The organism is Nonomuraea sp. NPDC049480 (assembly GCF_044465905.1).
GTDB lineage: Bacteria > Actinomycetota > Actinomycetes > Streptosporangiales > Streptosporangiaceae > Nonomuraea.
The window spans coordinates 789,589-811,308 of sequence record NZ_JBITMD010000001.1 but is presented as its reverse complement, the minus strand read 5'-3'; the positions used below and the strand labels follow the sequence as shown (position 1 = coordinate 811,308).

Annotated in this window: 16 protein-coding genes; 12 read left to right on the top strand and 4 right to left on the bottom strand. The window is 71.5% G+C overall.

Going from position 1 to position 21,720, the window contains the following annotated elements:
• Positions 1–4 precede the first annotated feature (4 nt).
• The gene (locus ACIBX3_RS03770) at positions 5–1,066 is read left to right on the top strand and encodes a glycosyltransferase family 4 protein (RefSeq protein ID WP_397112732.1); all 1,062 of its coding nucleotides are present in this window, start codon (positions 5–7) and stop codon (positions 1,064–1,066) included.
• Here ACIBX3_RS03770 and ACIBX3_RS03765 read toward each other — a convergent pair.
• A complete protein-coding gene (locus tag ACIBX3_RS03765; protein WP_397112730.1) occupies positions 967–1,926 on the bottom strand; it encodes a YbhN family protein in 960 nt (319 codons plus the stop codon). The genes ACIBX3_RS03770 and ACIBX3_RS03765 overlap by 100 nt on opposite strands.
• A gap of 109 nt (positions 1,927–2,035) precedes the next feature.
• Between ACIBX3_RS03765 and ACIBX3_RS03760 the strand changes: the two genes are divergently transcribed.
• The 7 genes from ACIBX3_RS03760 (at position 2,036) to ACIBX3_RS03730 (ending at position 11,514) form a co-directional block, all read left to right on the top strand.
• Complete coding sequence (locus ACIBX3_RS03760; RefSeq protein ID WP_397112728.1) at positions 2,036–2,863, top strand: methyltransferase domain-containing protein; 828 nt, start codon at positions 2,036–2,038, stop codon at positions 2,861–2,863.
• Between the two features lie 11 nt (positions 2,864–2,874).
• A complete protein-coding gene (locus tag ACIBX3_RS03755; RefSeq protein WP_397112726.1) occupies positions 2,875–3,750 on the top strand; it encodes a lysylphosphatidylglycerol synthase domain-containing protein in 876 nt (291 codons plus the stop codon).
• Positions 3,751–3,843: 93 nt separating this feature from the next.
• The gene (locus ACIBX3_RS03750; RefSeq protein WP_397112724.1) at positions 3,844–4,959 is read left to right on the top strand and encodes a glycosyltransferase family 4 protein; all 1,116 of its coding nucleotides are present in this window, start codon (positions 3,844–3,846) and stop codon (positions 4,957–4,959) included.
• 20 nt (positions 4,960–4,979) lie between these two features.
• On the top strand, positions 4,980–6,071 hold the full coding sequence (locus tag ACIBX3_RS03745) for a sugar phosphate nucleotidyltransferase (protein WP_397113385.1): 1,092 nt from the start codon (positions 4,980–4,982) through the stop codon (positions 6,069–6,071).
• Between the two features lie 110 nt (positions 6,072–6,181).
• Complete coding sequence (locus tag ACIBX3_RS03740; protein ID WP_397112722.1) at positions 6,182–7,078, top strand: DNA-3-methyladenine glycosylase family protein; 897 nt, start codon at positions 6,182–6,184, stop codon at positions 7,076–7,078.
• 53 nt (positions 7,079–7,131) lie between these two features.
• A complete protein-coding gene (locus ACIBX3_RS03735; RefSeq protein ID WP_397112720.1) occupies positions 7,132–9,684 on the top strand; it encodes a bifunctional FO biosynthesis protein CofGH in 2,553 nt (850 codons plus the stop codon).
• Positions 9,685–9,765: 81 nt separating this feature from the next.
• Complete coding sequence (locus tag ACIBX3_RS03730) at positions 9,766–11,514, top strand: substrate-binding and VWA domain-containing protein (RefSeq protein ID WP_397112718.1); 1,749 nt, start codon at positions 9,766–9,768, stop codon at positions 11,512–11,514.
• A 66-nt stretch (positions 11,515–11,580) separates the two neighbouring features.
• Here the strand turns inward: ACIBX3_RS03730 and ACIBX3_RS03725 are convergent, their stop codons facing one another.
• The 3 genes from ACIBX3_RS03725 to cofD form a co-directional block, all read right to left on the bottom strand.
• Complete coding sequence (locus ACIBX3_RS03725; RefSeq protein WP_397112716.1) at positions 11,581–12,318, bottom strand: lytic polysaccharide monooxygenase; 738 nt, start codon at positions 12,316–12,318, stop codon at positions 11,581–11,583.
• Positions 12,319–12,410: 92 nt separating this feature from the next.
• Positions 12,411–13,721, bottom strand: a complete 1,311-nt coding sequence (locus ACIBX3_RS03720; RefSeq protein ID WP_397112714.1) for a coenzyme F420-0:L-glutamate ligase — start codon at positions 13,719–13,721, stop codon at positions 12,411–12,413.
• The gene (cofD, locus tag ACIBX3_RS03715; RefSeq protein ID WP_397112712.1) at positions 13,718–14,656 is read right to left on the bottom strand and encodes a 2-phospho-L-lactate transferase; all 939 of its coding nucleotides are present in this window, start codon (positions 14,654–14,656) and stop codon (positions 13,718–13,720) included. Before cofD ends, ACIBX3_RS03720 begins: the two co-directional genes overlap by 4 nt.
• Before the next feature lie 249 nt (positions 14,657–14,905).
• On the opposite strand from cofD, the gene ACIBX3_RS03710 reads away from it, so the two are divergent.
• The 4 genes from ACIBX3_RS03710 to ACIBX3_RS03695 all read left to right on the top strand — a co-directional run bounded on the left by ACIBX3_RS03710 (position 14,906) and on the right by ACIBX3_RS03695 (position 21,692).
• Positions 14,906–16,846, top strand: a complete 1,941-nt coding sequence (locus ACIBX3_RS03710) for a hypothetical protein (protein ID WP_397112710.1) — start codon at positions 14,906–14,908, stop codon at positions 16,844–16,846.
• Between the two features lie 306 nt (positions 16,847–17,152).
• Positions 17,153–17,413 carry a WhiB family transcriptional regulator gene (locus ACIBX3_RS03705; RefSeq protein WP_020546325.1) on the top strand — a complete coding sequence of 87 codons (261 nt, stop codon included), beginning with the start codon at positions 17,153–17,155 and terminating at the stop codon, positions 17,411–17,413.
• A gap of 113 nt (positions 17,414–17,526) precedes the next feature.
• Positions 17,527–20,388, top strand: coding sequence for a glycosyltransferase family 2 protein (locus ACIBX3_RS03700; protein WP_397112708.1), 2,862 nt, complete (start codon positions 17,527–17,529; stop codon positions 20,386–20,388).
• Positions 20,385–21,692, top strand: a complete 1,308-nt coding sequence (locus ACIBX3_RS03695) for a DUF5719 family protein (protein WP_397112706.1) — start codon at positions 20,385–20,387, stop codon at positions 21,690–21,692. The genes ACIBX3_RS03700 and ACIBX3_RS03695 overlap by 4 nt, the downstream gene beginning before the upstream one ends.
• Positions 21,693–21,720 lie beyond the last annotated feature (28 nt).

Below are 21,720 nucleotides of genomic sequence, written 5' to 3'. Positions count from 1 at the left end.
GCGCGTGCGGATCGCGATCGTCGGGCCGACCTATCCGTACAAGGGCGGCGGGGCGCAGCACACCACCGAGCTGGCGCACCGCCTGTCGGCGCTCGGGCACGACGTGGTGATCGAGTCGTGGCGGGCGCAGTATCCGTCGTTCCTCTATCCGGGGCAGCAGACGATCTCCGCGCCCGAGGGCACGCCCTATCCGAGGACCGTGCGCAGGCTCGACTGGCGCCGGCCGGACGGGTGGGTGGCGGCCGGGCGGCGGCTGCGGTCGGCCGACCTGGTGGTGCTGGCGGTGCTGAGCCCGGTGCAGGTCCCCGCCTATTTGGGGATCTTGTACGGGATCGGGCGAAAAGTCAGGACAATCGCTCTCTGCCACAACGTGTTGCCCCATGAGCGCAAGCCCTACGACGAGCCACTCATGAAGGCCCTGCTCAAGCGGATCGACGGCGTACTGGTCCACTCCGAGCAGCAGGCCGGGCTCGCCAGAGGGCTCACGGACAGGCCGGTGAGCGTGGCGGCGCTGCCGCCGCACCTGCCCTCCACCACGGCCGAGCGGTCTTCGCAAGTGCACCGGCGGCTGCTGTTCTTCGGCATCGTCCGGCCGTACAAGGGGCTCGACCTGCTGCTCAGGGCGCTGCCCGAGGGGGTCTCGCTGACCGTGGCCGGGGAGTTCTGGGGCGGGCTGGACGAGACGAAGGCGCTGATCGACGAGCTGGGCATCGCCGGCCGGGTGGAGCTGCGGCCCGGCTACGTGGCCGCCGAGGACGTGCCGAAGCTGTTCGCCGCCGCGGACGCGCTCGTGCTGCCCTACCGCAACGCGACCGCCAGCCAGAACGTCTGGCTCGGCCACGAGCACGGTGTCCCGGTGATCGCGACCCGGGTGGGCGCGCTCGCCGACCACGTCACCGACGGCGTGGACGGGCTGCTCGTCGAGCCGGGCGACGCCGGCGCGCTCCGGGACGCGATCGAGCGTTTCTACGCCTCGGGCGAGCCCGAGAGGTTGCGGTCGGGCGTCAAGGCGGTCGATCCCGAGCCGTTCTGGTCGGCGTACGCGGGGACGCTCCTCGACGCCTGACGGCCCAGCAGGAACGAGATGCCCGCCGCGGCCGCGTCCGCCAGCGTGAACGCCAGCCGCGACACGATCGCCACCGCCAGTGCCGCCGGGGTGCCCAGGATCGGGCCCAGTACGAGCACGAGCGCGCCCTCCCTGATCCCGACGCCCGCCGGCACCACGACCGTGAGGATCCCGGTCGCCCACGCGAACGCGTACGCGCCGGTCGCGACGATGTAGAGGTCCGGGCGTCCGCCGAGCAGCCAGATGTGGACCCCGTACACGAACCAGCCGAGCGCGGTCCACGCCACCGCGACCACCACGGTACGGCCGGGCAGCACGCTCTCCAGCGGCTCCTTGCGCGCGATGCGCAGCGCCAGGTTGAGACCCCAGGTGAGCACCTTGGGATGCAGGCATACGATGATCGCCGGCACGAGCAGCACCAGGTACCAGGCCTGCCGCACCGCGTCCAGTGTCCAGAGAGTGGCCGCGGCGATCGAGATCGCGACCCCGATGTTGATCACCAGCCCGAGCGAGATCGTCGCGAACGTGCGCCGCGGCGGGCTGCCGTGGTCGCGGCCCAGGTCCATCATCGCCGCGTACGCCCACACCGCGCCCGGGATGTATTTGCCCAGCTGCCCCACGAACATGATCCGCCCGGCGATCCGCAGCGGCACCCGCGTGCCGAGCCCCGCCAGGATCTCGCGCCAGGCCACCAGCATGCAGAACTGGCCCAGCAGCACCGCGACGAACGCCCCGAGCACCGCCCACGGCGACATCGCGGCCACGGCGCCGGTGGTCTCCTCCCAGTTCCTGGCCAGGCCGTACCCGAGGAAACCGACAGCGAGCAGGGCGAGGGCGATGCGCAGCAGCCGACGGAGCATTGGCTCAGGTTACGCGCGGTTTGCCTGCCAGAGCCAGACGACGCCCGAGACGAGTGCGCCGGCGCAGCGGGGCGCCGTATCGGCGCTGAGGTGGGTACTGTGGGGCTCCGTGGGGAAGCAAAGGGTCGCGCAGCTCGAATACTCGGAATTCCAGTCCGCCATGCTCGACGAGGAGAAACGGCGGCGGAAGGCGGCGAAGATCATCGCTGTGCTGGAGCACTTCCACGGGCCGCTCGGCGGGCTGACCGTGGGCGACGTGGGCTGCTCGGCCGGCTTCATCGCCGATGAGCTGGCTCGGGCCGGGGCCAAGCACACGCTGGGCATCGACATCGACGTGCCGGGGCTGCGCAAGGCGGCCGACCGGTTCGGCGAGCGGGTGGCGTTCGTGTGCGGTGACGGGACCGCGCTGCCGTTCCCCGACGGGTCGATCGACGTGCTGGTGTTCAACCACATTTACGAGCATGTGGTGGACCCGGACGCGGTGGTGGCCGAGATGCGCCGGGTGCTGTCCGACGACGGCGTGCTCTATCTGGGGCTGGGCAACCGGCTCGGGGTGATGGAGCCGCACTACAAGCTGCCCTTCCTGTCCTATCTGCCGCCCGCGCTGGCCGACCGGTACGTACGGGCGTTCGGGCGGGCCGATCATTACTACGAGCGGTTCAGGACGCGGCGCGGGCTGCGGAAGATGCTGCGGGCCTTCCACGTGTGGGACTACACCTTCCCCGTGCTGGCCACGCCGACGACGTTCGCCGGAGGGGAGCTGTTCCCCGGCCTGCTGGGGAAGGTGGTCAAGGCCGTGCTGGCCAGGACGCCGCGCGAGGTGCTCAAGCTGCTGCTTCCCGTGGTGCCGACGTACCTGTGGGTGGCCACCAAGACCCCCAAGCGTCCGGTGGGCGCGGCGCTGCCGCAGCCCCCCGAACGGGTCCGGCCCCTGTGAACCAGGACACCGTGCGACGGCCCCGCACCGCGCGCAAACTCCTCCGGGTCGCCTTCCTGCTGGTCGCGCTCGGGTTCGGCGCGTGGGCGGTGGCGAAGCAGTGGGACGCCGTGGTCGCCGGGTTCGCCAGGCTGTCGTGGGGCGCGCTGGCCGCGTCCCTGGTCGCGGTGGTCGCCGCGTTGCTCGGGGCCATGCTCACCTGGCGCACCCTGCTGGCCGACCTCGGCTCGCCGCTGCCGCTCAGACCGGCGGCCAAGGTGTTCTTCGTGGGCCAGCTCGGCAAGTACATCCCCGGCGCCGTCTGGCCCATGCTCGCCCAGATGGAGATGGGCCGCGACCTCGGCGTGCCGCGCTCGCGCAGCGCGGCGGCGTTCTTCCTGATGATGCCCATCCAGCTCGCCACCGGACTGCTGGTCACGCTCGGGACGCTCGGCTGGGACCGGTACGGCTGGCTGCTGCTGCTCATCCCGCTCCTGCTGGTCCTCCTGGAACCCAAGGTCATCAACGCCCTGATCACGTTCGGGCTGCGCAGGCTCAAGCGGGAGCCGCTCGAACGCCCGCTCACCCGCCGCGGCATGTTCACCGCGCTCGGCTGGGCGCTGGCCGGCTGGACCGCGTACGGCGTGCACCTCTACTTCGTCGCCCCGCAGGGCGGCCTGCTGTTCGCCGTCGGGGCCTTCGCGCTGTCGTGGTGCCTGGGCATCATGACCTTCGTCGTCCCGGCGGGCGCGGGCGTGCGGGAGCTCGCCATGGTGGCGGTGCTGGCGCCCCAGCTTGACCAGGGCTCCGCAATTGCGGTCGCCCTTTCGTCCAGGATTGTCATCATCGTGGGGGATCTGATCTGTGCTGGCCTGGCGGGAATTGCGGCGCGTCGCACCTCGATGTGATTTGGACCACGATTTAGGGGAGGCTGGTCGTAGGGTGAAGTTCAGAGGGGGACGCCGAGTCCCACGTTGATCTTGAGGGGAGAAGATCTTCGTATGCCTCGTGTGCTCGTTGATGCGGCGGCCGTGCCCGCGGACCGCGGCGCGTTGATCAGATACGTGGACGGTCTCGTGGCGGCGCTCCACCGCGCCGGCGCCGATCTCGCCGTCGTCTGCCAGCGGGCCGAAGCGGAGCGATACCGGCAGCTGGCGCCGTCCGCCGACATCATTCCCGGTCCCGTCGAGATCACCAACAGAGCGGCCAGGCTCGCCTGGGAGCAGACCGGATTACCGCTGCTCGCCCGTCAGGTCGGCGCCGATGTGATCCACGCTCCCTACTACTCCATCCCGCTCAGCTCCGGTCTGCCGACCGTCGTGACGGTGCACGACACCACCTGGTTCACCGAGCCCGACCAGCACAGCCCGCGGGCGTCGTTCTTCCGCTCGGCCACCCGCACCGCCGTACGCCACGCGCGGCGCGTGATCGTCCCGTCCAAGGCGACCAGGGACGAGCTCATCCGCGTGCTCTCCGCCGACCCCACTCGCATCGACGTCGCCTACCACGGCGTCGACCTGGCGCAGTTCCACCCGCCGAGCGAGGAGGAGATCCGCCGGGCCGCCCTGCGCTGCGGGTTGCACGGACAGCCTTATGTGGCGTTCCTGGGCAACCTCGATCCCCGGAAGAACGTGCCCAACCTCATCCGCGGCTTCGCCGCCGCCGTGAAGCGGCTGGAGAAGCCGCCGGCGCTGGTGATCGGCGGCGGCGTGCACGAGGACGACGTCGACGCCGCCTGCCGGGAGGTCGAGGCCACGGTCAGGGTCGTGCGGCCCGGCTACCTGCGGGCGCCCGACCTGCCCGGATTCCTCGGCGGGGCGCTCGTGGTGGCCTTCCCTTCGCGCGGCGAGGGGTTCGGGCTGCCCGTGCTGGAGGCCATGGCCTGCGGCGCCCCCGTGCTGACCACCCATCGCAGCTCTCTCCCCGAGGTGGGCGGCGACGCCGTGGCCTACACTGAGCCGGACGCCGACAGCATCGCCGCGGCGCTCGGTCATCTGCTCGCCTCCTCCGAACGGAGACGGCAACTGCAGGAGGCCGGGCTGGCGAGAGCACGCGAGTTCACGTGGGACGCCTCGGCCGAGGCGCACCTCAGCTCCTATCAACGCGCAATCGAATAGTTCGGTAACCTCACGAAGTGATGGAGAGCTCTTTGCCAGACCTCGAGGCGATCCTCCTGGTCGGGGGGCAGGGCACGCGCCTGCGTCCGCTGACACTGGGCACGCCCAAGCCGCTGCTGCCGACTGCGGGAGTGCCGTTCCTGGCCCACCAACTCGCTCGCGCGCGATCGTTCGGCGTGCGCCGGATCGTGTTCGCGACCTCGTACAAGGCGGCCATGTTCGAGCCCGCCTTCGGCGACGGGGCGGCGTTCGGGCTCTCTCTCGAATACATCACGGAGGAGACCCCGCTCGGCACCGGCGGGGCGATCCGCAACGCCGCCGAGGCGCTCACGTCCGGCCCGTCCGACCCCGTACTCATCCTGAACGGGGACATTCTCTCTGGACATGACATCGGCCACCAAGTGCGCATGCACCTCGCACGGCAGGCCTCTGTAACGCTCCATTTGACAGAAGTGGACGATCCCACTCGATTCGGATGCGTGCCGACTGACGAGAGCGGGCGGGTCACGGCCTTCCTGGAGAAGACCCCCCAACCGGTGACCAACCGGATCAACGCCGGCTGCTACGTCTTCACCCGGTCAGTGATCGACACGATCCCGGAGGGCGAGGTCGTGTCCGTGGAGCGGCAGACGTTCCCCGGGCTGATCGAGTCGGGCGAGCTCGTGCTCGGGTACGCCGACCGCACCTACTGGCTCGACGTCGGCACCCCTGCCGCGTTCGTCCAGGGCTCGCGTGACCTGGTGCTCGGACGGCTGCACTCGCCCGCGCTGCCGGGGCCGACGGGCGAATACCTGGCGCTCCCCGGAGCCCGGGTGTCGCCGGAGGCCAAGGTCCTGGGCGGAACGACCGTCGGCGCGCGGGCGGTCGTCGAGGCCGGGGCCTCGGTGGCCGGCTCGGTGCTGAGCGACGACTGCGTCGTCGAGGCGGGCGCGTCCGTGACGGACTCCGTGGTCGGCAAGGGAGCGCGGGTCTGCGTGGGCACCGTGGTGCGCGACGCCGTGATCGGCGACGGAGCCATCGTGGGACCCGGCAACGAGCTGCAGAACGGCGTGCGGATCTGGCCCGGGATCGAGTTGCCCGAGCGTGCGATGCGGTATTCCAGCGACGTCTGACGTTGTCCCGGATTCCGGCGACGTCCCACGTCCTCCCGGATTCCGGCGGCGTCCGACGCTCTCCCGGCCTCTCGTACCGAACGCGTGAGCGAGTGGTGCACACTGGATCGGTGAGGGAGCGCAGGTGGACGCCCGAAGGGCCGCTGGACGTGGGGCTGGCGTTGCTGCCCCACCGGCGCGGCGGCGGCGATCCTGCCTGGCGTCAGACCCCCGACGGGGCCGTGTGGCGCACCACCAGGACGCCCGGCGGGCCGTGCACGCTCAGAGTGGGCGTCAAGGACGGCTGCGTGCACGGGCAGGCGTGGGGCCCGGGGGCGGAGTGGGCCCTGGAGTCGCTGCCGGCGCTGCTCGGGGCCGACGATGACATTTCCGGATTTGCCGTTAAACATGAGGTCCTGGTGGACGTTGCCCGGAAACATCCGGGGCTGCGGATCGGCAGGACGGGCCGCGTCATGGAGGCCCTCGTACCTGCCGTGCTGGAGCAGAAGGTCGTCGGCCGGGAGGCGTGGCGGGCCTGGAAGTGGCTGCTCACCCGGTACGGCGAGCCCGCGCCGGGCCCGGCGCCCGAGGGCATGCGGGTGATCCCCGAGGCGGCGGTGTGGCGGCAGATCCCGATCTGGCACTGGCACCGCTCGGGCGCCGAGGCCGTACGCGCCAGGACCATCGCGAACGCCGCCTGGCACGCCGACAAGCTGGAGGCCGCCGCGACCACGCAGGAGCTCGACCGGCTGCTGCGGGCCCTGCCCGGGATCGGGGTGTGGACGTCGGCCGAGGTGCGCCAGCGCGCGTTCGGTGATCCGGACGCCGTGAGCGTGGGCGACTTCCACCTGGCCAAGCTCGTCGGCTACGCTCTGACGGGGGAGAAGACCGACGATCCCGGGATGCTGCGGCTGCTGGAGCCGTACCAGGGACATCGGCACCGTGCGACGGTGCTCGTCTGGCTCTCGGGGCTGCGCCCGCCGGCGCGGGGTCCCCGGATGCCGGTCCGCGACTACCGGTCCTTCTGACTCCGGGGCCCCTGGGTGCAAGCGGTGAACCCAGGCCGTCGTACTGTGCCTTCATGGATCTGGTCAGTGATTCCGCGTTGCGCCGCGCTCTCGCCCGCGCCCGCGACGGCAAGACCCTCGACGTCACCGAGGCGACCGTACTGTTGCACGCCCGTGGTGACCACCTCGACTCCCTCCTGGAACACGCCTCCCGTGTCCGCGACGCCGGCCTGGAGGCCGCCGGCCGGACCGGGGTGATCACCTACAGCAGGAAGGTGTTCATCCCGCTGACCAGGTTGTGCCGGGACCGGTGCGGCTACTGCACGTTCGCGACCGCGCCGCACAAGCTGGACTCGCCGTTCCTGAGCCCCGACGAGGTGCTGGAGATCGCCCGGCAGGGGGCGGCGATGGGGTGCAAGGAGGCGCTGTTCACGCTGGGGGACCGGCCCGAGGACCGCTGGCATCAGGCCCGCGAGTGGCTGGACGCGCACGGCTACGACGACACGCTGTCCTATGTGCGGGCCATGGCGATCAGGGTGCTGGAGGAGACCGGGTTGCTGCCGCACCTCAACCCGGGGGTGCTGAGCTGGCGTGACCTGCAGCGGCTGAAGCCGGTGGCGCCGTCCATGGGGATGATGCTGGAGACGACGTCGCGGCGGTTGTTCGAGGAGAAGGGGCAGCCCCACTACGGCTCGCCGGACAAGGACCCGGCGGTGCGGCTGCGCGTGCTGGAGGACGCGGGGCGGACGAACGTGCCGTTCACGACGGGGATCTTGATCGGGATCGGGGAGACCGTCCAGGACCGGGCCGAGTCGATCTTCGCGATCCGGCGGGTGGCCCGCGAGTACGGCGGGATCCAGGAGGTCATCGTCCAGAACTTCCGCGCCAAGCCGGACACGGCCATGCGCGGGCTGCCCGACGCCGACCTGCAGGAGCTGGCCGCCACCATCGCCGTGGCGCGCCTCGTCCTCGGCCCGCGCGTCCGGCTCCAGGCGCCGCCGAACCTGGTGGACGCCGAGTACGAGCTCATGATCCGCGCCGGGATCGACGATTGGGGCGGCGTGTCGCCGCTGACCCCCGACCACGTGAACCCGGAGCGGCCGTGGCCGCAGATCGACGATCTGGCGGCCCGTACGAGCGAGGCCGGGTTCCGGCTGCGGGAGCGGCTGACGATCTATCCGGAGTACGTGCTTGCCGGGGAGCCTTGGCTGGACCCGCGTCTGACCGCCCACGTGGCCGCCCTGATGGACCCCGAGACGGGGCTGGCCCGCGAGGACGCGGTGCTGGAGGGCCGGCCGTGGCAGGAGCCCGACGGCGGGTTCGCTCCGTCGGGGCGCGTCGATCTGCATGTCGAGGTGGACACCTCGGGGCGGACGAACGACCGGCGGGATGACTTCGACCACGTGTACGGCGACTGGGACGCCCTGAAGGACCGTCTCGGCGTGACCTTCCCCACCACCCCGGGCGACGTGCGGCAGGCGCTGAGGCGGGCGGAGTCGGACCCCGCCGGGCTCACCGATGACGAGGCCGTGGCGTTGCTCGGCGCCGAAGGGGAGGCACTCGACGAGCTGGCCGCCATCGCCGACGCCCTGCGCCAGGATGCCGTGGGCGACGATGTGACGTACGTCGTCAACAGGAACATCAACTTCACCAACGTCTGCTACACCGGCTGCCGGTTCTGCGCGTTCGCCCAGCGACGGACCGACGCCGACGCGTACACGCTGAGCCTCGACCAGGTGGCCGACCGGGCGCAGGAGGCGTGGGAGGCCGGGGCGACCGAGGTGTGCATGCAGGGCGGCATCCACCCCGACCTGCCCGGGACCGCGTACTTCGACATCGCCAGGGCGGTGAAGGCCAGGACCCCGGACATGCACGTGCACGCGTTCTCCCCGATGGAGGTGATCAACGGGGCGAGCCGGACGAACCTCTCCATCCGGGACTGGCTGGAGGCGGCCAAGGAGGCCGGCCTCGACTCGATCCCCGGGACGGCGGCGGAGATCCTCGACGACGACGTGCGCTGGGTGCTGACCAAGGGCAAGCTGCCCACGAAGGAGTGGATCGAGGTGATCACGACAGCGCACAAGGTCGGGATCCCCACGACCTCCACCATGATGTACGGCCACGTCGACACCCACCTGCACTGGGTCAGGCACATCAAGCTGATCAGGCGCCTGCAGGAGGAGACCGGCGGGTTCTCGGAGTTCGTGCTGCTGCCGTTCGTGCACACCAGCGCCCCGATCTACCTGGCGGGCGTGTCCCGCCCCGGCCCCACCGCCCCCGAGAACCGGGCCGTGCACGCGCTGGCCAGGATCCTGCTCCACGGCGCGATCAAGAACATCCAGTGCTCCTGGGTGAAGCTCCGCGACGACCTGTGCCGCCAGGTGCTCCAGGGCGGCGTGAACGACCTCGGCGGCACGCTGATGGAGGAGACGATCAGCAGGATGGCGGGCTCGGAGAACGGCTCGTACAAGACCATCGGCGAACTGCGCGCGATGGTCGAGATCAGCGGCCGGCCGGTCAGGCAGCGCACCACCGAGTACGGCACTCCCTCCGCGGAACGACTCCAGGCCTCGCTGGCCAGTGACGGCGTGTGCAAGAGCGTCCGGCGGGTGCTGCCGATGGCGTAGTTGTAACATGTTCTAACAACGCCTTGCGCCCGCTGGGGAAGAGGCTGGGAGAATCGTCACTCCCCTGGAGAGAGGTTCACCGTGCGGTTGGGTCGACACCGCGCCGCGCTGCCCGCTGAGCAGCGACGCAGGAAGGCGCTCCAGCGCGGCATGCTGGCGGGGCTCGCGGCCGTGGCCATCGCCGCCGGCGCCCTCGTCGTGGTGTTCGGCGGGTTCGGCACACTGTGCTCCACACGAGAGCCTGTTCTGGTCGACGTGGCGGCGGCGGTCGACGTGGCGCCCGCGGTCATGGAGGCCGCGGGGCGCTTCAACGAGACGAAGGCGTCGGTGGGCCGCCGGTGCGTGCTGGTCCAGGTGACCGAGCAACCGCCGGCCACCGTCCTGCGCACGCTGATCGGCGACCGGGCGGGCGTGCTGCGCGAACGGCCCGACGGCTGGATCGCCGACTCGTCGGCCTGGATCAGGCTGGCCCGCCAGCAGGGTGCCCGTGCGCTGCCCGCAGGTGAGACCGTGGTGGCGACGTCGCCGCTGGTGTTCGCCACCCGCTCGTCGCTGGCGCAGCGCTTCTCCGTGGGCAAGACCGAGATGAACTGGCGGATGGTCTTCCCCGCCACCGTGCGCGGGCGGCTGACGCCGACCTCGAACGAGCCCGACGTCGTACGCGTGCCGGATCCCTCGCTGGCCGGTGCCGGCATCGCCACCGTGGCCGCCGCCAGGGACGTCGTCGGCACCGGGCAGGAGGCGGACAAGGCGCTGACCGCGTTCGTCCGGTGGGCGCAGGCCGGCTCGGCGCCCGACTACCGCAGCATGCTGGACGCGGTCGACGACCGCGCGTTCTGGCAGCGGCCGGTGGTCATCGTCCCCGAGCAGTCGGTGTGGAACCACAACCTGCGCCCGTCCCCCGACCCGGTCGTGGCGCTGCATCCGCGCGAGGGCACGATCAACCTCGACTACCCGTACGTCGTCACCGCCGCCGACCCCGCCGTGGCCGAGGCGTCCACGATCTTCGCCGAGTGGCTGAAGGGATCGCAGGCGCAGCAGATCGTGCGGCGGGCCGGGTTCCGGTCGGGCGACGGCGCCCAGGGGCCGCTCTCGCCGGCGCCCCAGATCCCCACCGCGGCCCCGAAGACCCGGTCGTCGGTGTCGCAGCAGGACATCGACGAGGCCCTGCGCGCCTGGAGCCGGCTGGCGCCGCCGACCAACATCCTCGTCCTGGCCGACACCTCCAAGCACATGGCCGAGCCGCTGAAGGGCAGCACCCGGGTCCGGGTGGCGCTGGAGGCGGCCAAGATCGGGCTGCAGCTCTTCCCCGACTCCACGCAGATGGGGCTGTGGGAGTTCGCCGACGGGCTGGGCCGGATCAGGGGCTACCAGGAACGCGTCGGGCTCGGGCCGATCAATGAGCCGGAGACCGGGCAGGTCATCCGCAGGAGCCGGCTGAGTGAGATGACCGCCACGATCAGCGCCCACCCCGATCGGGACAGCTCGCTGTACGACTCGATACTCAGCGGCTTCCGCAGGATGACCGGGGTGTACCGGGAGGACATGAACAACTCGCTCCTGGTGATCACGGCGGGCAAGGACGACGGCAAGGGCACCAGCCTGACGCAGCTCGTGGAGACGTTGCGGCGCGAGTGGAAGCCGGACCGGCCGGTGCAGATCGTCGTCATCGCCTTCGGGACGGGGGTGGACCGGGCGGGGCTGTCGCAGATCGCGGGCGCCACGAACGGCTCCCTGCACGTGGCCCAGGAGCCTGGGGAGATCATCGACGTCTTCCTCGCGGCCCTGGCGCGCCGCCTCTGCCACCCCACCTGCAAACCCACGGCCTGAGGCCCTCCGCGACTCCACCCGCGTGGCAGAAGGGGGCGCCGGAGCGCCCCCTTCTTCCCGTGCGGGTCAGATCCGCTGCCACAGGGCCGGGACGTTCGGGGGCTCCCAGCCTGTGAGGGACGTGTGCGCCTGGATGCAGCGGTAGGTGGCGCCGTTGTAGGTCACCGTGTTGCCGACCGCGTACGCGACACCGGCCCGCCATGTGCCCGACGGGGTCGTGGTGGTCGGTGTCGGGGTCGGTGTGGGCGTCGGGGTGACGGTCGGGGTGGGCGTCGGAGTCGGGTTGCCGCCACCGCCGCCGATCCGGAGGTCGATGCAGGAGTAGAAGGCGTTGGTGGTGTCGGAGATGTTCCAGATGGCCAGGACCTTCTGGCGGCCGGAGTAGCCGGACAGGTTGACCGGGTGCGAGAGCGTCGGCGGTGGCTGCTGGCCGTTGCCCTTGAACTCCGCCACCTTGGTGTTGCCGATGTAGTACTGGAAGTTGAGCGTGGCGTGCCTGGCGGTGAACGTCCAGGTGAAGGTCACCGTGCTGCCCACGGACGCGACGGGCCAGGGCTTGCTCTCGTCGCTCAGCTGGGCGAACTGCGGCAGGTTGGCGTTGCAGCTGCGCAGCCCCTTCGGCCCTTCCACGCTCTGCGGCTCGTAGACGATGTTGCCGCAGTCGGGCACCTTGCCCTGGGCGCAGTTGGCCTGCCGGCTCGGCGGCGAGTTGACGTACCCGTGCGCTGACGCCGGGGTGGTGTTGAAGACCGTGGCGGCGACGGCGATCACCGCCACGGCGACGAACGTGAGCATCCTTCTCATGAAAGCGGCTCCTTTACATGGGGGGATGCTCCAAATGTAAAGGAAACTTTCCTAACGGTAAATGGCGAGTTGACAGTGGTTTCGCAACGCGGTCAGCGTGTCACGATGAAGTCCGCCGGGTCGCGGGGCGCCCGGTCGCGGGGCGGGGCCGCCGCGTGTCCCACGGCCACGCAGCCCATAGGGTCCCAGGAATCGGGCAGATCGAGCACCTCGCGTACGACCGGGCGGCAGAACATCGTGGACGACACCCAGGCCGAGCCGAGCCCTTCGACGGCGAGCTGGATCAGGAAGTTCTCCACCCCGGCCCCGGTCGCCACCACGAACATCTCCCGCTCCGAGGCGTTGCGCCGCGCGTCGCGGTACGTGTGCGATCCCTCCATCACCAGGCATGGCACCACCAGGTAGGGCGCGTTGCGCAGCACGTCCCCGCGCCTGATCCGCTTGGCTATCGACTCCTCACCGAACCCGTCGCCGCGCAGGTCCTCGATCCACGCCGCGCGCATCGCGTCGAGCAGCTTCGTCCGCGTCTCCGGCGACTCCACCAGCACGAACCGCCACGGCGTCGTGTGATGCGGCGCCGGCGCGGCGATGCCCGCCGCCACCGCCCTGCGCACCGCCTCAGGATGGACGGGGCGGTCCGAGAACTCCCTGATCGTACGGCGGGCGAACACGACGTCCCGCGACCCGTAGCGGAACATGTCGTCGTCGGCCGCTCGTACCAGCGGCCTGACCCCCGGCCCGTCATCGTCGGTCACCAGATGGGACAGCCCGCGCACGATCGCCGCAGGAACGCCGGCCAGCTTGCCCTTGACCAGCTCCGCCGCGCCCGCGATCTCGTCGGCCAGCGCCGTCACGGTGGCGCTGAGCCGGTTGCCGTAATCGTCGGAGGTGCCGCGGAAGTCGTCCAGCGCGCGCACGCCCGCCACCCCGATGGCCACGTCCGTGAGCCCGTTGCGCCACGGCCGGCCGAACGTGTCGGAGACGATCACGCCCACCCTGCCGGCCAGGCCCGCTCTGATGCGCCTGGCCGAGGCGTCGGGGTCCTCGGGGAGGAGGAGCACGGTGCCGGCCTCGGTGTTGGAGGCGTCGACCCCGGCGGCGGCCATGACGAAACCGTGGCGGGTCTGGGAGATCACGGTGTCGCCGCGCCTGGCGACCACGCGCTCGGTCTCGTCCTCGATCGCCTGGCCGCGGTCGGGCGCCTGGCGGATCCGGCCCTCTGCCTTGCTCACGATCTTGGAGGTGACGACCACGATGTCGCCGTCGCGCAGGCCGGCCTCCGCGAGAAGGCCCGCCACGTCGTCCCCGGGGCGCACTTCGCCGATGCCGTCCACGGCGATCACCTCGATGCGGTGAGGGGTGACCGGGCTGGTGGGGGCGTCCGGGTGTTCGGCGGCGGTCATCGGGCCAGCTCCAGTGCCAGGTCGAGGGCTGTGCGGGCGATGTCGGCGGCGGCCTCCGCGTCGTGCATGAGGATCGGGCGGGCGACGACCCGGACCCCGTCGAGCGCGACCCCCTCGTCCTCCTCGGCCACCAGCCAGCCGTCGATCAGCTCCGAGCCGTACAGCTCCAGCACGGCCTGGGCCGTCGTCTCCACCCCGATGGCCGTCAGGCAGGCGTCGGCCATGCCCCGCACCGGCGCGTCCCCGATGATCGGCGAGACACCGACCACGGTCTTGGGGAGCAGGGCGTCCCGGATGCCCGGGACCTGGAGGATCGTGCCGATGCTCACGACCGGGTTGGACGGCGGCAGGACAACGACGTCGGCCTGCTCGACGGCCTCGAGCACACCCGGCGCCGGCTTGGCCTTGTCCACTCCCACCAGCGCGAACGACTGCGCCGGGACGGAGGCGCGCAGGCGTACCCACCACTCCTGGAAGTGGACGGCGCGCTTGCCGCGCTCGTCCTCGATCACCACGTGGGTCTCGCAGCGGTCGTCGCTCATCGGCAGCAGCCGCACACCCGGCTGCCACCGTGCGCACAACGCCTGCGTGATCTGGGAGAGCGGGTAGCCGGCCTCCAGCATCTGCGAGCGGAGGATGTGGGTGGCGAAGTCGCGGTCGCCGAGCCCGAACCACTGCGGCTCGGCGCCGTACGCGGCCAGTTCCTCCTTGACGACGTGGGACTCCTTGGCCCGGCCCCAGCCCTGCTCCTCGTCGATGCCGTTGCCCAGGGTGTACATCACGGTGTCGAGGTCGGGGGAGACCCGCAGGCCGAACAGGGTGATGTCGTCACCTGTGTTGCCGATGACCGTGATTGTGGCGTCTGGTTCGGTCGCGCGCAGGCCGCGCAGGAAGCGGGCGCCGCCGATGCCGCCGGCGAGTGACACGATGTGCATGCGGTCCAGTCTTCCACCGGCCTCCGGCAAGCCTGCCGGGGGAGTGGTCTTCACCACTCGGGAGGACGTACTCGCTGCGATGGATCCGCAGCGTGGCGAGGACATCCATCGCAGCACCGCCGAGCGGGCTCGGCCAAAAGGCACGGTATAGGCCGAATTGAGATGTAGGGGGTTCCTGGGACTCCCGCCGTGCCAGTTGACGATGTGGCAAACTCCCTTCGGGCGCTAAAGGGTCCCATGGGGGTAGTTATGAGCAAATTGGACGTGGCCCGGCTGCGGGAGCCGGCGGCCTGGATCATGCTCGTCATCGGGCTGGTGAACGTGCTGCTGGGGATCGGGCACATCCTGATCGGCTGGACAGCCGGCTCGTCCCTCATGGACCGTGCGAGCTCGAACTTCTCGAACGTGACGAACCCGGTTGTGACGGCGTTGCTGCTAGGGGCCGTGCTGCTGGTCACCAAGGTCGGGCAGCCGTCGCCCAAGGGGAAGCCGATCGTGTACGTGGCGGCCGGCGGGCTGCTCCTGAGCGCTGTGTTCGGCATGCTGGCGCTGCTGCTCGGCCTCTTCGCGGGAGGCGAGATCCGCGCGATCGCGGAGTTCGTGCTGCTGGGGGTTCCCACGCTGGCACTGACGGCCATCGCCCTGGTGTATCTGATCCCGCAGGTCATGCCCGAGCGCCCGGCCGCGCAGGTTTACCCGCACCCCCAGTTCGGCCAGCAGCCGCCCTTCGCCGGCGGCCCGCAGGACCAGCCCCCCGCGGCCTATGGTCAGCAGCCCGCTCCCGGCTACGGTCAGCAGCCCCCCGCGGCCTATGGTCAGCAGCCTCCGTCCGGGCAGCAGCCCGCTCCCGGCTACGGTCACCAGCCGCCGTCCGGGCAGCAGCCCCCTGCCGGCTATGGTCAGCAGCCGCCGTCCGGGCAGCAGCCCGCTCCCGGCTATGGTCAGCAGCCGCCGTCCGGGCAGCAGCCCCCTGCCGGCTATGGTCAGCAGCCGCCGTCCGGGCAGCAGCCGGCCCCGGGGCAGCCCGAGCACGCGCCCGCCTACGGCCAGCAGCCGCCGTCCGGGCAGCACGTTGCCCCCGGGCAGCCGGAACAGCCGCCTGCCTACGGGCACCAGCCGCCGAGTTTCGGTGGCGGTGGCCAGGCCGAGCAGTCCGCCTACACGTCGGGCACCGACCTCCAACAGCAGTTCGGCCAGCCGGAACAGCCCGCCGCGCAGCCCGGCTACCCCCAGCCGCAGCAGTCGGAGCCGTACCAGCCCGGCCAGCCCGACCAGGCCTACCAGCCCCGGCCCACTGACCATACTTTCCAGCCCCAGGCCGCCGACCGGGCCTACCAGCCGCAGGGCTTCGGCCAGGACTCCGGTTTCGGGCAGAATCCGGCGTTCGGACAGGATTCGAGCTTCGGGCAGTCCACCTACACGCCCGCCGACACGGCGCCGAGCGTCGATCGTCCCGCAGCCCGGGAGTACAACACCCCGCCGGCCCAGGAGTACAACACCCCGGCGCCGCAGGAGTACAACACCCCGCCCGCCAGTGAGTACCAGCCGGCCCCGTACGTCCCGGCGGACAGCCAGCCGAGCCTCTACGGCCAGGCCGGCCCGAACCCGTACGCACCCCCGGACGCCTTCTCCGCCCCCGCCGACCAGGCATACCCGACAGGCGACACCTCCCCGGACGTCCCGTTCCAGCCGCCCGCACAGCAGCAGCAGTACTACGGCCAGAACGCGTTCGACCAGTCGCAGCAGGGCGGCACCCCGTTCGCCGTCTACTCGGGCCCCGAGTTCGCCACCCCCGCGTACCAGGAGCCCGACCCGCCCGTGGACCCGCGCTCCCAGCAGCTCATGGACGCCTACCAGCAGGCGGAGACGTATCAGCATTCATCGGCTGCCGGCACCGCGCCCGACCTGCGCGTCCCGGACTACGCCGGCCGCCCCGGGCCGCACGACGACCACTTGTTCGGCCACTCCCCGCAGAGCGCGTACGAGCCCCAGCAGAGCGCGTACGAGTCGCGCCCCTACCAGCCGACCCACCAGGCTCCCACCGGCTGGAACGACGGTCAGGGCGAGTCGACGATGCGGCTCGACCCGTCGTCGATGAGAGGGGACGCTCTCGGCGGCGACCAGCGCCGGCCGGGAGACGATCCCATCGACCCGACCGCCATATACACCCCCAACGAGCCGCGCAGGTAACGGACCGGCAATGAACGGCTAGAGAGAAGGTGGGCCACGGGCGGGCGTCTATCCCGCCCTGGTACGGTTCCGACCGCTGACAGGTCGAACGAGCCCGGTCGCAGACCGTCGCGCCGGGCGAGAACATCACATGCCAAGCACACCGGGGCGAGACCTGGTCTTTCCCCGGATACCCGCATGCCGCTTGACGTCAGCTACGGCACACGCGTGTAATTACAACCATGTTGTTACGCCTTCCAGTGGGTGGGTAATAAGGAAGGCGTCCATGGGGGGCTCCATTGCGGGCGGGCGGCAGGGAGGTGTGCAGTGACCGATCCGGTCATCGCACAGGATCAGCTTGACGCTGAAGAACTCGGCTGGCAGGAGCGCGCGCTCTGCGCGCAGACCGATCCGGAAGCGTTCTTCCCGGAGAAGGGCGGCTCCACCCGAGAGGCCAAGAAGGTCTGCCGATCGTGCGAGGTCCGTGCCGAGTGCCTCGAATACGCACTCGAGCACGATGAGCGGTTCGGCATCTGGGGTGGGCTGTCCGAGCGGGAGCGCAGACGGATCAAGCGCCAGGCCGTTTAGTTATATGGGCGAAAGGGTCACGCGGACCGCCGTGTGACCCTTTTTCGCATCTCCTGAACCGCTTCGGCATGTATGGTGGGCGCGCCTGATCATCCCCCCAGGAGTCACCACCCATGTCACGTCCCTATGTCACCGTGATCGTCGTGGCCCACGACGGCGCGCGCTGGCTCGGGGAGACACTGCAGGCGCTGGTGAACCAGAGCCGCAGGCCCGACCGAGTGGCCGGCGTCGACAACGGCAGCAGGGACGGCTCGGCCGATCTGCTCGCCCGGACGCTGGGCGCCGGTAACGTCATCTCTCTGCCCCGCTCGGCAGCCTTCGCCGAGTCCGTCGCCGAGGCGCTCGAGAAGCTGCCCGCGCGCGGGCGCGACGAGTGGATCTGGCTGCTCCACGACGACTGCGCCCCCGACAGACGCGCTCTGGAGTTCCTGCTCACCGCGGCCGAGCATGATCCCAAGGCCGCCGTGCTCGGTCCCAAGCTGCGCGACTGGCTCGACCGCCGGCGCCTGCTCGAGGTGGGCGTGACGGTGGGCCGTACCGGGCGCAGGGACACGGGACTGGAGCCGCGCGAGTTCGACCAGGGGCAGCACGACGGCACGCGCGAGGTGCTGTCGGTGTCCACGGCCGGGATGCTGATCCGCCGCGACGTGTGGGAGAAGATCGGCGGGCTGGATCCGTTCTTCCCGCTGTTCCGCGACGACCTCGACCTGTGCTGGCGGGTACGCAACGCCGGCCACAAGGTGCTGGTCGTCACCTCGGCCGTCGCCTGGCACGCCGAGGCGGCCGCCCGCCGGCGGCGGCGCATCACGGTGAGCGGCGACCACCCGCGCAGGCTGGACCGGCGCAACGCGATCTTCGTGGTCATGGTGAACCTGCCGTTCGGCGCGATGTTGTGGGCGCTGCTGCGGAACGTGCTCGGCTCGGCCTTCCGCACGTTGCTGTTCATCGTCGGCAAGCAGCCCGCGAACGCGCTGGACGAGATGGTGGCCATGGGCTCGATCCTGGTGCACCCGTTCCGGCTGCTCAGGGCGCGCCGCGCCCGCCGTCCCGCCGGAAGTAGGCAGGACCGCAAAAAGGGATATATCCATATAAAGCGGTTGATGACGCCTCGTGGTGCGGCCTACCGGCGGCTGGTCGACATGGTGCAGAGCTTCCTTGCCGGCGACGCCCCCGTCGACTCGGCCGGGCGTCACCATCACACGGCCGTCGAGGAAGACGAGGAGATCCCGGCCGCGCCCGACACCGGCGCGGTCAAGCGTTTCCTCGCCCGCCCCGGCGTCGTCCTCATGCTCGCGCTGACCGCGATCTCGCTGGTCGCCGAGCGGTCGCTGCTCGGTGGCCAACGGCTCGGCGGGGGCGCGCTGGTCCCCGTGATCGGCGGCGCCGGCGACCTCTGGGCGTTCTACACCGAGGGCTTCCACGACATCGGGCTCGGCTCGGACGCCTGGGCGCCGCCGTACGTCGCGGTCGTGGCCGCCCTGTCCACGCTCGCGTTCGGCAAGACCTGGCTGGCGGTCTCGGTGCTGCTGCTCGGCTCGGTGCCGCTGGCCGGCGCCACCGCGTACCTGGCCACCCGGCACGTCATCCCGGCGGTGCCCGCGCGGGCGTGGGCGGCGGGGACGTACGCGTTGCTGCCCGTCGCGACCGGCGCCATCGCGGCCGGACGGCTGGGCACGGCCGTGGTGTTCGTGCTGGTGCCGGTCTACGCCTCGCTCGGCACGACCCTGCTGTCCGCCGAACGCCGCCGCGCCCGCCGCGCCGCCTGGGCGTTGGGGCTGCTGCTGGCCGTGGGGACGGCGTTCGTGCCGCTGGTCTACCCGATGGTCGCCGTGCTGGGGGTGCTGGTCGCGGTCGCGTTCGGACGCGGTGGCGGTGTCGTACGGCGGCGCGGCCGCGTGGCACGGCGGGACGGCGTCGCGACGTCCATGGCCATCGCGCTCCTCGTACCGGTGGCGCTGCTGTTCCCGTGGCTGGCCGGGCTGGTGACGGACCCCGGCAAGATCTTGCTCGAGGCCGGGCTGCACGATCCCGTTCTGGCGGACGCCGCGCTCGGTCCCCAGTCGCTGCTGGCACTGAGCCCGGGAGGGCCGGGGCTGCCGCCGTTCTGGGTGACCGCAGGCCTGGTGGCGGTGGCGCTGGCCGCGCTCCTCATGCGCCGCCAGCGCATGATCGTCGCCATCGGCTGGGGCGTCACCCTGTACGGGGTTCTGGCCGCGCTCCTCGTCAGCCGGATCACCGTCGAGGGCTCGCGGGCCTGGCCGGGGGTGCCGCTGGCCGTCGCGGGCACCGGGCTGGTGATCCTGGTGGGCTTGACCGCGCACCGCCTGACCGAACTTCGCGCCGGAGGCGGGCTCCGGCGGCTGGGGGCGACGGTGCTGGTGGCGGTGGCGTTCAGCACGCCGTTGCTGGCCGCCGGATACTGGGTGGCCGGCGGCGTACAGGGACCGCTCGTGGGGAATGCGCCCGAGGTGCTGCCCGCCCTGGCGGCCTCCCGTACCGTCCAGGGCGAGCGGACGCTGTTGATCAGGGGCTCCTCGTTCACCGTGCTGCACGGGCGCGGCCCGCTCCTCGGTGAAGCGGAGCTGCCCGTCGCGACCGCGGCCCGCGCCCGCGTCGCCACCGCCGCGCAGGGGCTCGTCGGCGGGCGCGGCGGCGACGCGGCCACGCTGGCGCAGAACGGCATCGCGATGGTCGCCGCCGCGGCCCCCGTCGCGCCGCAACTGGCCAGGACGCTCGATTCGCAGCCGTCGCTGCAGCGCATGAGCCTGTCGAAGGCCGGCGGCCTGTGGCGCCTGGCCGAACCCGTCACCCGCGTGCCCGCCCAGCCGGTGAGCGCTCTCCACCAGCCGTGGTTGTGGGCGCAGGGCCTGCTGGTGTTGCTGGTCGCGGTGCTGGCCGCGCCGGGGCGGCGCGAGGCCGCGCAGGAGGCCGTGGAGCCGGTTCCGGCCGCCGCGGTCCTGGCGGGGGCGTCGTGAAGTCGTTCGTGGAGAACAGGTTCGGCCTGCTCGCGCTGGTGATCGTCGCACTGGCGTCCATGTACGGAATCGCGTACGCCACCAGACCTGCCCCCATCGCCCCACTTTCCGCCGAACCTCGCAAGGTGGCGGTCGAGTCGGTCACCGCCGTATGCCCCGGGACGAAGGGGGAGAAGGCCGGCGTGTACCTTCCCGGCCTGCTGTCCCACGAGACGATGGCGAACGGCAAGCCGTACGTGACGAAGGGCCCCGCCGCGCTGGAGGCCGGCTACACCACCCGCGCCACGCGGGGCGCCGGACGCGGTCTGGCCGGCGTGCGCTGCACCGAGCCCGCCCCCGAGACCTGGCTGATCGGCCCCGGACCGGCGAACGCGAGCGTGATCCTGCACCTCGCGAACGCCGACAAAGTGCCCGCGCTGGCCGACGTCCAGGTCCACGCGGCCGAGGGGCCGGTCTCCGGCGACAAGGGGGTCGGCCTGGAGATCGCGCCCGGTGAACACCGGGAGATCGACCTGAAGACGCTCGCCCCGTCGGCCGACATCATGGCCGTCAGCGTCACCACCACGTTCGGCCGCGTCGCCGTCGCCGCCCGCACCACGCTGGACACCGGTGGCGTCGACTGGCTCCCGGCCGCCGCCCCGCCGGCCACCCGGGTCGTCGTACCCGGGATCGCGGGCGGGGGCGGCCGCCGCGAACTGCTCGTCGCCGCCCCCGGCGACACCGACGCCCAGGTGCGGGTGAAGGCGGTGAGCGAAGACGCCGAATACTCCATGCGCGGCCGCGAGACGATCGACGTACCGGCCGGGAGCGTCGTTTCGGTGGACGTGACCACCGGCGTGGGCGGCTCGTCCGCCGCGCTCGTCCTCACCTCGCCCACCCCGATCGTGGCCGGCGTGGTGATGACCGGAACCGGCGAGCGTCAGGACGTCGCCTTCACCGCCGGCACGCCCTCCCTGGACCTGGGCAGCGCGGTGGCCCGCAACGGCGCCGGCTCCCGGCTGATCCTCACGGCGCTCGGCGAGGACGGCGGCAAGGTGCGGGTGCAGATGGTCCGGGAGAAGGGCGCGGCGGAGCCGTCGTTCGACGTGGACGTGCCGGCGGGACGGACGAGGAGCGTCCCCCTCAAGGCGAAGGGCGAATTCGCGATCGTCGTCACGCCTGTGTCCGGGGAGGTGTATGGGGGGCGGATGGTGGAGGAACGCCTGAAGAACGGGCTGCTCATGACGGCGCAACCGCTGGCCCCGGCACGGATGTGGACGCTGCTTCCGCCGCTCACGGACACGCCGCGCGTGGTTCTTCCGTAGGTGCCCCGATATTGTCGTAGGCCGAGAC

Coding starts and splice junctions, on each gene's coding strand:
- ACIBX3_RS03765 (WP_397112730.1), bottom strand. CDS start 1,926: ATGCTCCGTCGGCTGCTGCGCATCGCCCTCGCCCTGCTCGCTGTCGGT.
- ACIBX3_RS03750 (WP_397112724.1), top strand. CDS start 3,844: ATGCCTCGTGTGCTCGTTGATGCGGCGGCCGTGCCCGCGGACCGCGGC.
- ACIBX3_RS03745 (WP_397113385.1), top strand. CDS start 4,980: ATGGAGAGCTCTTTGCCAGACCTCGAGGCGATCCTCCTGGTCGGGGGG.
- ACIBX3_RS03735 (WP_397112720.1), top strand. CDS start 7,132: ATGGATCTGGTCAGTGATTCCGCGTTGCGCCGCGCTCTCGCCCGCGCC.
- ACIBX3_RS03725 (WP_397112716.1), bottom strand. CDS start 12,318: ATGAGAAGGATGCTCACGTTCGTCGCCGTGGCGGTGATCGCCGTCGCC.
- ACIBX3_RS03720 (WP_397112714.1), bottom strand. CDS start 13,721: ATGACCGCCGCCGAACACCCGGACGCCCCCACCAGCCCGGTCACCCCT.
- cofD (WP_397112712.1), bottom strand. CDS start 14,656: ATGCACATCGTGTCACTCGCCGGCGGCATCGGCGGCGCCCGCTTCCTG.
- ACIBX3_RS03710 (WP_397112710.1), top strand. CDS start 14,906: ATGAGCAAATTGGACGTGGCCCGGCTGCGGGAGCCGGCGGCCTGGATC.
- ACIBX3_RS03700 (WP_397112708.1), top strand. CDS start 17,527: ATGTCACGTCCCTATGTCACCGTGATCGTCGTGGCCCACGACGGCGCG.